The sequence below is a fragment of the Prevotella sp. HMSC073D09 genome (assembly GCF_001814145.1).
Classification (GTDB): Bacteria; Bacteroidota; Bacteroidia; order Bacteroidales; family Bacteroidaceae; genus Prevotella; species Prevotella conceptionensis.
Genome location: NZ_KV815107.1, coordinates 51,721 through 61,953 on the forward strand (window position 1 = coordinate 51,721; position 10,233 = coordinate 61,953).

At 48.9% G+C, this 10,233-nt stretch carries 5 protein-coding genes; all 5 read right to left on the reverse strand.

Annotated elements, in window-relative coordinates; genetic code table 11:
- Positions 1 to 1,099 precede the first annotated feature (1,099 nt).
- Genes HMPREF2955_RS09055 through HMPREF2955_RS09075 form a run of 5 tightly spaced genes read right to left on the reverse strand, consistent with a single transcriptional unit; the run spans position 1,100 to position 9,304 of the window.
- Positions 1,100 to 2,164 (reverse strand): BACON domain-containing protein, encoded by a 1,065-nt coding sequence (locus tag HMPREF2955_RS09055; protein WP_070722846.1) that lies wholly within the window; start codon positions 2,162 to 2,164, stop codon positions 1,100 to 1,102.
- Between the two features lie 8 nt (positions 2,165 to 2,172).
- The gene (locus tag HMPREF2955_RS09060) at positions 2,173 to 3,492 is read right to left on the reverse strand and encodes a DUF4302 domain-containing protein (RefSeq protein WP_246830113.1); all 1,320 of its coding nucleotides are present in this window, start codon (positions 3,490 to 3,492) and stop codon (positions 2,173 to 2,175) included.
- 13 nt (positions 3,493 to 3,505) lie between these two features.
- A complete protein-coding gene (locus HMPREF2955_RS09065; protein WP_070722793.1) occupies positions 3,506 to 4,393 on the reverse strand; it encodes a zinc-binding metallopeptidase in 888 nt (295 codons plus the stop codon).
- A 13-nt stretch (positions 4,394 to 4,406) separates the two neighbouring features.
- Complete coding sequence (locus HMPREF2955_RS09070) at positions 4,407 to 5,978, reverse strand: RagB/SusD family nutrient uptake outer membrane protein (RefSeq protein WP_070722795.1); 1,572 nt, start codon at positions 5,976 to 5,978, stop codon at positions 4,407 to 4,409.
- Positions 5,979 to 5,989: 11 nt separating this feature from the next.
- The gene (locus tag HMPREF2955_RS09075; protein ID WP_070722797.1) at positions 5,990 to 9,304 is read right to left on the reverse strand and encodes a SusC/RagA family TonB-linked outer membrane protein; all 3,315 of its coding nucleotides are present in this window, start codon (positions 9,302 to 9,304) and stop codon (positions 5,990 to 5,992) included.
- Between the last annotated feature and the right edge of the window lie 929 nt (positions 9,305 to 10,233).

The following is a 10,233-nucleotide window of genomic DNA, read 5'->3' on the forward strand; positions in this document are numbered from 1 at the left end:
GCTCCGTTCTAGCGAAAATATAGGCCATAAAGTAAGTAAATTGCCACTTTTTCTAGCCTTTCACTCCTTTCAATATGTTCGTTTTTAAGAAAAGGAGCTGCATTTTGCACCATTTTGCCTTTCTATTTGGTGCCGAGCTCGTTGTTTTTTCACCCCCAAAAACCTGCATTTAGCCCCTAAAATGCCACATTTTAATGGGTATTTTGCCCTTTTCGGCCATGTTTTTAATGATTCTAATAGGTATGTTTATACTAATTGCGGTGAATTATTATGCTTTTCACCTTGCATTTAGCAGCATTTAGCACTGCATTTAGCACCATTTTACCTTGCGTTTAGCACCAAAACGCATTGTATTTAGCACCAAAACACACTGCGTTTTGCACCATTTTGCACTGCATTTAGCACCAAAACGCACTTCATTTTGCTGAAAATGGCCCAAAAACGGGTGTTAGTGGCGGTCGGTTTAAATAAATATTCATTTTGTCTACATGCACAACTACCCCCTTTTTGCACCCAAACAAACCTTCGCGAGAATCGATTTTTTGCGGCAAGATTGGCGATTGGTTGATAAAAAGGCCACTCATAATGTTAAAATTTATGCTGAAAAATTGACAAGACTGTGGATTTGTGAGTTAACAGGTTGACGAGTTGGCGGATTAACAAGTTAACGAGTTGACCAGTTAACAAGTTGACGAGTAAACAAGTTTACAAGTTAACGAGTAAACAAGAGCAGGTGTAATAGTGCAGACAGACATTTGGCTTAACTTCTAAAAGTGAAAAGGTGAAAGGGTGAAAGGGTGAAAAGATGGCTAACCCCACCTAGGTGTTTGGTTTAACTCCTTAACTAGGATGTTAGTTAACGAGTTGACAAGTTAACGAGTTGACAAGAATTATCGTCCACTCTGCAACTAGACATTTGGCTTAACTCCCTAACTCCTTAACTCTAACTCCTTAACTTCTTAACTCCGAAAAACTAGAATAACAGATTTATGGCATAGAAACACAAAAGGCGCGCCCTGCAAGTACCCATGCCAGTGGCAAAATACTTGCGCGGCGCGCCTAAAAACTTAGTGCGCTAATGCCAATAGTGCAGTGCGGATTAAGGTTTGCGCGTGAGTTTGGGTTTCACAAACACCTCGCCAATGCCACGAAAAGCACCCATAACGGGTTTAGAGTCGGAGAAACGGTTCCAGCCATAGGAAGAGAATGTTTGTTCGGATGCAATTTTCTGCGCCTCTTTAAAAACGAGATTACCCTTATCGTCGAAAGTAAGTAACACGCTTTCTTTCGTTCCGTTGATGGCTGTTTCGTGTCCTTTTCTGAAATCATCGGCCACAATCACGGTGATAAGATACTCGTACACGCCTGGTTGAACTTCGTTTTTGCCCACTATCTTGCCATTATTCATGGTGAAACCCTTACCCGGAGTAAAAGCCACTTCCCAGGCATACTTGCCTTCAACGATAAAGTTGGCCTTGTTGGTACCTGTTGCCACGATGCGAACGTTAGTGGTTTTCTCTTCCAGTTCCCTATTGGGCAGTCGCATTAAAGCCGTTTGTATGTACTCGCCTTCAACGTCTGACAGGGCAGCTTGCACCACTTTAAGCGAGTCGGTAAGCCCAACGGCCTTGGCTGTTACCCAACCCACGCGTGGTTTTCCCGTGGCATTTGCAGCCAACTTTACATCAATTGCGCCGCCTTTATCCTCTACAGTTATCCAGCTTTCGGTGCCTTGGTAAGTTACGGGAACGTTAGATGGCGTTGTGAAAGACTTCGAGAAAGCCTCGTCGCCGGTGTAAATGTCTTCGCCAACAGGTAGTCCGAAGGCCACACCCTCTTGCTGAACATTAAGCATAATCGAGTCGCCCTGTTGGTTTTTTATTACCAAAAGGGTGTTTCGCGTTTGCGCACTGGTGTTCGTTTCGGCAGTCAGGGCAATGGTTTCGGCCTTAGTCTTCACGGTCAACCACGCGTCTTGCGCATAAGCTTGTGCCGGTTGTGCGGCCAATGTCACCTCTTGCGTTCCGCCAAGCACGCCAAATGCGGTTTGTGCCTTTACCACAGAGAGCCCTGCGGCATACTCAGGCAGTTCTTTGTCGCTGCTACACGCCACGACAAAAGCGGCCAAGGCTGTGGCCAACGATATGGAAATGAACTTGTTCATCATTCTTCTTATTTAATTTTCCTCATGTATTCAATGTTCGGCAACGTGAAAGCGTACACATAACCACCCTTCGGATCGAGTATGGGACTTAGGTCTTCGCCGTAGGCAACGCCCAAGAACGAGTCTACGGTGTGGCCCGTTACCTGCCCACTGTCTTCTGCATCGGCCCGTTCCATGTCTCCATTCCACGTAAAATACATGCTGCCCTTACCTTCGCCAAACAGTTTTTTCTCTTTTAGAGATGCCGGAATGAGTACAATTCCTGCGGGATACTTATAGGTTGGGTCGATAACGGGCTGGCCAGGCAGCTCAATACGTCCTGTGGCCGGGTCGTAAGTAAGTTGCAGTTCGTAGCTAACCTTGTCGTAAAGCAAGTGTCCTTTCAGGGTGTTGGCGGCCGTTCCAAGTTCCAAGGTCAGCGTTATGCGCTTTCTCAGACTTGTTTTGAGTTGCCATTCGCCCACCCAGAAGTCTAGCGTTTTATGGTTCTTTGGTACGAACTGTGCCAGTTTCAGGTCGTTGTCGGTAAGCACTTTGTCGGTTTCGTTCCATGTAAAGTTCTGGTATTGCTTATCGCCGATAATGATAGGTTGGCGAAGTACGATGCCCGTTGCATGGGTGCAGTAGGGCATGTCCCATTTGGTTTGCCCCAAGGTAACGGTGAGTCGGCGTGTTGTGGGGTCGATGGTGCCTTGCGCCAAGGTGTCGTTGCCGTGGATAAAGTTATAGGTGCTCACGCTCATTCCATCTTTTACGTTGATGATGCCCATCATCATTTCCTCCCAATTGGCATCTTTCGGCAGGCGTGTCAGTACCATTTCGTTCTTCCATTTTCTGCCTCTAAGCACAACCGTATCTGCCGTTGCGCGGAGAATGGAGAACTCGTAGTCGCCTTGTATGCCGTCGGGATTACCCAGCCAAGCCTCTGCCAGGGGGTGTATCACCTTATTATATACGTTGAAAGAGAGCATCGGGCCTTGGTCTTTCACCACTTCATAGTCTGATGTGGCCACCACTTCGGGGTCTAGCACGTCGCCCATAGCCGTAACATGCCCATCCTTAAACTTCAACAACAGCGTGTAACCGCCGTAGCTATAATTCTTTCCTGCATAGTATTGCAGCATCCAACCACCCTCCGACGACTCTAAAAGCGCGGTATATTCGGCCACGCTTTGGTCTATCCGCTGTGCGGCAGGAAGGTCGAAAGCCGTTTTGTTGTCGTGCAAACACGCTTGCATCAATAGCGTTAGCACCACAGCCATGAATAGGAAATATGCCTTTTTCATTTGCTTATCGTTTACTTCTTCTTTAATGTTTTTAATCTTCATATTCGCCGCTTTGTTAGTTCAAGCTGTTCAAATCGAGCGTGGATATTTTCCCACCTCTTCGCAATATGGCGTTGCGCAGCAGGTCGATGTCGGCATTCCAAGAGTTCTTCATATAGTCGCGAACCATCTTCAGTTTCCTGTTGATGGTGCTTGCGCCCTTATTTCCAGCCGCCTTCAAGATGGTGTTCCATTCGTCTGGCGTGCTGGTTACGTATATGGAGTATAGCTCGGCGATGTCTTCGGCAGGGTTTTCCATCGAATAGGGCGACACGAAACCCAGCGCGTATGCGCGCTTTTCGGGCACGGAGGTCCAGTTTCCGCTTACATAGTCGGCACGTGAGATGTTGTCGTACGACTCATCGTAGGGCTTTTTCTGGTTCAGGATGTGCATAAACTCGTGGTGCATGGTGTGGAAATAAAAGCCCGTCATGCTGTGATAGTCTTTCAGCAGGTCGTCGGTAAGGGCGTTCACCTTGCTCAACGTCACCTTATAGCCGCCTTCGGCACTGCCCACCACTTCTGTTCGGTAGCGTGTATAGCCTGGAATGCCCACGGCCACGATGATACGCGGCACGTTCTCTTTCACAAAGTCGAGCCCAATGGTTTCTGCATAGGGATCGAACCACATAAACTTGGTGATGATGGCCAACTTTGCGGTCTTGGCCGAATCGGCTGGTACGAAGTTATAGGCCTTGTCGGTTTCTTCCGTTTTAAGGCGATACTGAAAATCTATGTTATAAGGCATGGTGTAGTTTTTGTACAACCATTGGTCGAAAGCGTTTCTCTTCTGCGCTTCGGTAGAGAATATGGAGTCGCCGCTCAGCTTGCCCTCGCCGCACGACTGCAATATTGCGCTGCAGCATAAGCATGCGCTTACAACCAGATATAAATATTTCTTCATGAGCGTATGGTTTTTATTTGTTACGGGGATTGGGCGTTATTCCGGCAGAAATAACGTCTTGCGGCAACTGTATGGCCAAGCGTGGGTCGCCCACTTTCATCGAGTCGGTAACGGCGTTAACCTTCGATTGCACGTCTACTTGCCTGCGATACATCGTTATTCCATAGCGTTTCACATCCTGCAACCTGAACCCTTCGTGTATGGTTAGGATGCGGCGCAACTGTAATAGGCATTGCAACAGCGGCTCTTGCGTGGTTTTTTCTATTGCGAAAAGCGGGTTCAGGGCTTTCTTGGGCGTGGGCTTTGTGGGCGTGTAATACGCCTGCGAGTTGTAGAAGTCCTTAATTTTGTCGAGTGTAAGCTGCACTTTCTTCTTCGAGAAGGCCGTCAACTCGGTGTTGATGTCTTTCAAAGCCTCGGCGTATTTGCCCGAAAGGGCGTAGGCCTCGGCACGTTCTAGCAGCGTTTCGTCGGTGTTGAACACGGCGTACTCGCTGTAAGGGATGCCAATGCCGGCCGTTACGTCAATCACGCGCGGCACGTATGGTATCTTGCGCAAGGCGTATTTCGACACGCCATTGTTGTAAGTAACGGTGTAGAGCAACTCTGTTCCGCTGTTTCCCCAGGGTGCTGGCGCTTGTAGCGTTTCGTTTTTGCTCAGCATCTCGCCGTGCGCGTACTTGCTGCCGGCCAATACGGGGATGCTTATCACGCCCCATTCGGAAGGAACGGGCAACAACATGATGTTGGCATTGTTAGATGCTTGTATAAACGCGTTGGGTTGCACGTTGCCGCTTGGGCCCAGTTGGTTCCACTCGGCCCAATTGCGCAGTATGTCGCCAGGTTGGTCGCCCAGCACCATGTCGGCGTACTTAATGGCCTTATCATATTGTTGGGCATAGAGGTAGAAACGCGTGGCGAAGGCGTAAGCGGCCTGCTTGGTAAAGTGGAATTTGGGCCGTGCATACTTAGTTCCAACAAGCGAAATGCCTTCCAAAAGGTCTTTTTCGATGTTGGCGTAAAGTTGTTCTAGCGTTCCACGCTCCATCAAACGGCCCACAACTTGTTCGGGTTCTGTTGGATAAGGCAAGCCTAAGTTGCTTTGAGCCGTGGTTTTGTCGTAGGCTTGGCAGAAAACGGTGCTCAACTGAAACATGGCGAAGGCCCTGCAAAGCAACGCTTCGCCCAGCTGTGCATCGTAATCGTGGGGGTTGTTCACGCTCTTGATGTGCGCAATGGCCTCGTTGGCCGTGGCCACAGCCGTGTAATGGGCCTCCCAAAGTTGATAAGGCGTTTCGGCATTGCGCACCTCGTCGATGTCTTTCCATTGGTAAGCCTGCTCTTGAAACCTGTCGAACGTGCTCCATGTGCTGTGCATCTGCTCGTCGGTATTGTCCGAATACATCTCGGTTAGATAGGCGGGATGTGCCGATGGGTAGGCACTAACCAGCAACTGACTAACTTCTGATGGATTTTTGAGGTCCATGCGGCTGTCGGGATATTTGTTCAAGAAGTCGTTACACGATGCTAATGCACACGAAACGACCGCCATCGACAGCCCCGTTATATATTTGTTGACTTTCATCTTCGTAGGGTTTAAAGTCCGAGTTTTATTGTTAGTGTGAATTGTTTGGGCATGGGCGAGGCCACACCACCCACGTTATAGAATTCGGGGTCTTGCCCATTGAGTCGCTTATCGGCGTAGAGCAAGAAGAGGTTTGTGGCTTGCAGTTTCAACGACACGTTCTTTACCATCGCCTTTTGGAACCATTGCGCAGGCAAATCGTAGCCCAGCGACACCTCTTTTAGGCGGATAAAGTCGCCCTTGGCGATGCGAACATCGGTGTAGTTGTAGGCGTTATAGCCCAAGCGAAGGTTGGTGTTGGCCATGTATTGTGCCTTAGAGATGATGCCCGGCACGTTGGTGTGGTCTTCCTCTCCCGGCTTTGTCCACCTGTTTTTAAAGGCGTTGGTCATCGAAACGAGGTCGTTGTAGCGTGCGCGGAACTTGGGGTCGAGGCGCACAACATTACCAAAAGCGTAGGTCACAAATACGTTAAGCCTAAATCCGCGATAGGTAAACATGTTGCCGATAGAGCCTGTATGCAAGGGGTCTGTCGGTCCTTCGTATTTAAGATAGTCGGTAAGCGTTCGCTCTTGAAAGTTAATGTCGTCGGTTGTTATCATCCCTTTCTCGTTCAGCACCATTGGCATACCCTCATCGTTGAGGCCAACGAAGGGTATGGAGAACAACGAACGGGCAGGGTAACCGCGTTTGGCAAATCCGCTGCCGCTAACCAAACTCATCACGTTGCCTTGATTAAAGAGCTTGGTAATCTCGGTGTGGGCGTAGGCATAGATGAAATTGGTTGTCCAAGAGAAGTGTTTGTTCTTCATGTTCACCGACGAAAGGCTGAGTTCAACGCCGTTCGAGCTCATCTCGGCCACGTTGGCCGCACGTATGATTTGGCCGCCCGTACCCGCTGTTACCATCGGACCGATTTCGTCGAAGTTCCTTCGGGTGTAGAAATCGAAGGTTATGCCCAGGCGATTGTTCCATAACGAGGCGTCGAAACCTAGGTTAAGCTCGTTTTTCTTCTCGTAAGTAAGGTTGGCATTGGCCAATTCGTATATTTCGAGTTGCGGCTCTTGGTCTTCGGCAAAAAGGCGGAAGGGGTTGGATGCTTTGATAATGGCCGTAGAATTGCTATACGAGGCATCGGGAGGCGTACCCGTAAGGCTGTACGATGCACGCAAAGTTAGGCGCGAAAGCGGCGAAAGTTTGCCAAACCAGCCTTCTTCGTGCACGTTCCACGCGCCCGAAACGTTCCATGTTGGCATCCATCGGGCGTTGGTGTCGCGCCCCATTTGGTTCGAACCTTCGTAGCGAAGAGTTCCGTTAAACACGTAACGACCCTTATAGCTGTAAGTGGCGTTGCCGTAGAATGCCACACTACGCGAGTTTGTTGGCGTTATCATATAATAGGTGTTGCCCCCTTCGACGGCCCGTTTGAAGTATTCGTAAATGTAGAAAGGCACCTGACCCGCATCGTAACGCAAGCCTGCACCCTCGAAGGTGTTGCGTTGGCGTTCGATGCTCTTCACTTCCGTACCTGCAAAAAGGTTCATAATGTGCTTTTCGGCAAAGGTATGGTTGTAGTTGGCCGTAGCGCGCAAGTCGTAATCGCTCATCCTGTTGTCGCCTTTATGGTACAAACCGCCGTACGGCAACACCGAGAAAGGCATCTTGTAAGGGTTGGATGGGTCGTTGTAAAGGTACTTGTTGGCCTCGCGGATGATGCCGTTGTACATGGCGCGATAGGCCATTGCCTGGTTAGAATTATCTTTTACGTTGTGCTCTTGCGTTGAGGCCATGTACTTAAACGCACCCAATGCCGACAGCTCCAGCCCCTTTATGGGTTTGTACTTCAACTCTAACTGGAACTTGGCATCAAGAACATTGAGGTCGATATAGTTGTTGTTCAACTCGTTGAAGATGTTGAACGGGGCGAAATTGGCCACGTAATACTCGTTGGGGTCTAACACGCGCGACGTGTTGCTGGCGTAAGAATAGGGATTGATGTCGAAATCGCGTTTCACTTCGCCGCCAACAACGTCGACATCTTGTCCCAACGTTCCCGGTGCGCGCTGTTTACGATAGGCTGCGCTGCCAATGAAGTTGAGCGACAGCTTGTCTGATAGGTGTTGCGTTAAGTTCAAGCTGAGCGTATAGCGGTTAACGTTGCTCTGCTTGTACCATCCTGGATCTAACATGGCGCTGAACGAGGCGTAATAGTTAGAGCTTTGCGTTCCGCCGCTCAGGCTTATCGAGTGGTTCTGCATGATGCTGGGCGTAAAAAGCTCGTTAAACCAGTCGGTATTCCTAAACTCAGCCTGTCGCAAGTAGCGGTTCTTTGCCTCGGTGGTGTTCTCTAATGCAAAACGGCCCGTGCGCGCATCGTAGCGGTTTATCAATTCGTACATCTTTCCGTACACACCATACTCGCTGCCGTTGAGTATTTCAGAGAGGTTGAGCCAGCCTTTGTCGGCCATTTCCCTGTAAATGCCCATCTGCTCTTTCGAGTCGAGGATGTCGAAGTTGTTGTACGATGGCACAAGCCTTGTGGTAAATTCGCCCGTATAGCTGATGTGGGCTTGTCCTTGCTTGCCTTTCTTGGTGGTAACAACGATAACGCCGGCCATGGCACGCGCACCATATATAGATGTGGCCGAGCCGTCTTTCAGTATCTGAAAGCTCTCGATGTCGTCGGCGTTAAGTCCGGCGATAGCCGAAGAGATAAGCGTTTCGGGGTTTCCCGATGCCAAATCGTCAGCTCCCACGTTGGCTGCATCTTCCATGATAACGCCGTCGACCACCCACAGGGGCTTGCTGCTGCCGTAGATAGAGGTTGCTCCGCGCACGCGTATCTTCGGGGCAGTACCAAACGTTCCGCTTACGTTTTGCACGGACACGCCTGCTGCCTGCCCTTCGAGCGAGCGACTGATGTCGGCCACACCGCTCAATCGGGCTTTCTCGGCATCCACTTTGTCGGTAGCACCGGTAAACAAGCGGCGGTCTGTTCGGGTAAGACCCGTCACCACCACCTCGTTAAGCACCTGGGCGTTTGCTTTTAGCTCAACGTGCATGTTGGCAGTTGCCTTTAACGTCTGTGCCACCATGCCGATGTAGCTAATGGTTACTTGTGGGTTGGGCACGTCGGTAGTAAGCGAAAACTTACCATCGAAGTCGGTAACAGCCGCCGTTTTGGTGCCTACCACGGTGATGGTGGCGCCGATAACCGGCTCGTTGTCGCCAGCCGACACCACCGTACCAGAGATTTTAGTTTGTGCCACGGCTGCACTAACGCACAACAAGAACGTGGCCAAACACATAAGTAGCTTTTTGTTCATAAAACTTTCATCTATTTTGACTGTATTTATTTAGTTGGTCGTGATTTGTTCTGCCTGCAATGCGCCCTCTTTTGTGTACGCTTACGCTTAGGCAACACAAAATAACGGCATAGCTTGCAGCCATTGCCAGCCTCCTTGGGCTAACTTCAACAATTAAGTAAACTTTCTCCTTGCGGGTTTATTCCGTAGATCTTGCGCAGTGGGTTATTCACTTAGTTGGTCTTAGTAGCATCGTGCCCATGTGTTAGTTGTCGTTGGGCGCTTTTTCTTTCGGCTGCGTCTTTCGTTGCGTCATTCTTTTCACATGCTCTAATCGCACTTGGTTTCTCACACCTTGCTAGCACTTGCTCTTGCCAACTTGTTAACTCAATCTCCTTGTCAACTTGTTAACTCGTCAACTATCTTTCTTTGCAATGCCCTGCGAAATTAACGTTGTGTAACGCGCAACGCGCCGATGGCAACTATTCAGAACCTACCTCTCTCAGATTAGCAACGAGCAAATGTAGCTATTTTTATATCTATCTCAAAAGTTCTGTGTTCAAAAACTCAATTTAATTAACAATAATTATAAAAACACGCGCCTTAAATATGAAATTCCTTAGCAGACAGATACATGTAGGGTAAAGAATAAAGAACACAGAAAAGGTATGAAAGGGAAAACAAAACGACTTAAAAAGAGAACGTAAAAGAAGGCTATGCTTGGCAAAACTCCATTCCACAACGGGCGTATGGCAAGATGAAACGATGGCTGCATTTAGAATGTGGCACGTGCAAAACAGCTGCTCACTTGGCTTAACCACCAACTCTTCAACCAATAAACTTACGAACTTGTAAACTTACCACCTTATAAACTCGCAAGCTTACCAGCTTATAAACTCACTAACTTATGAACTCACAAACTCACGAACTGATGAACTTGTAAACCTACT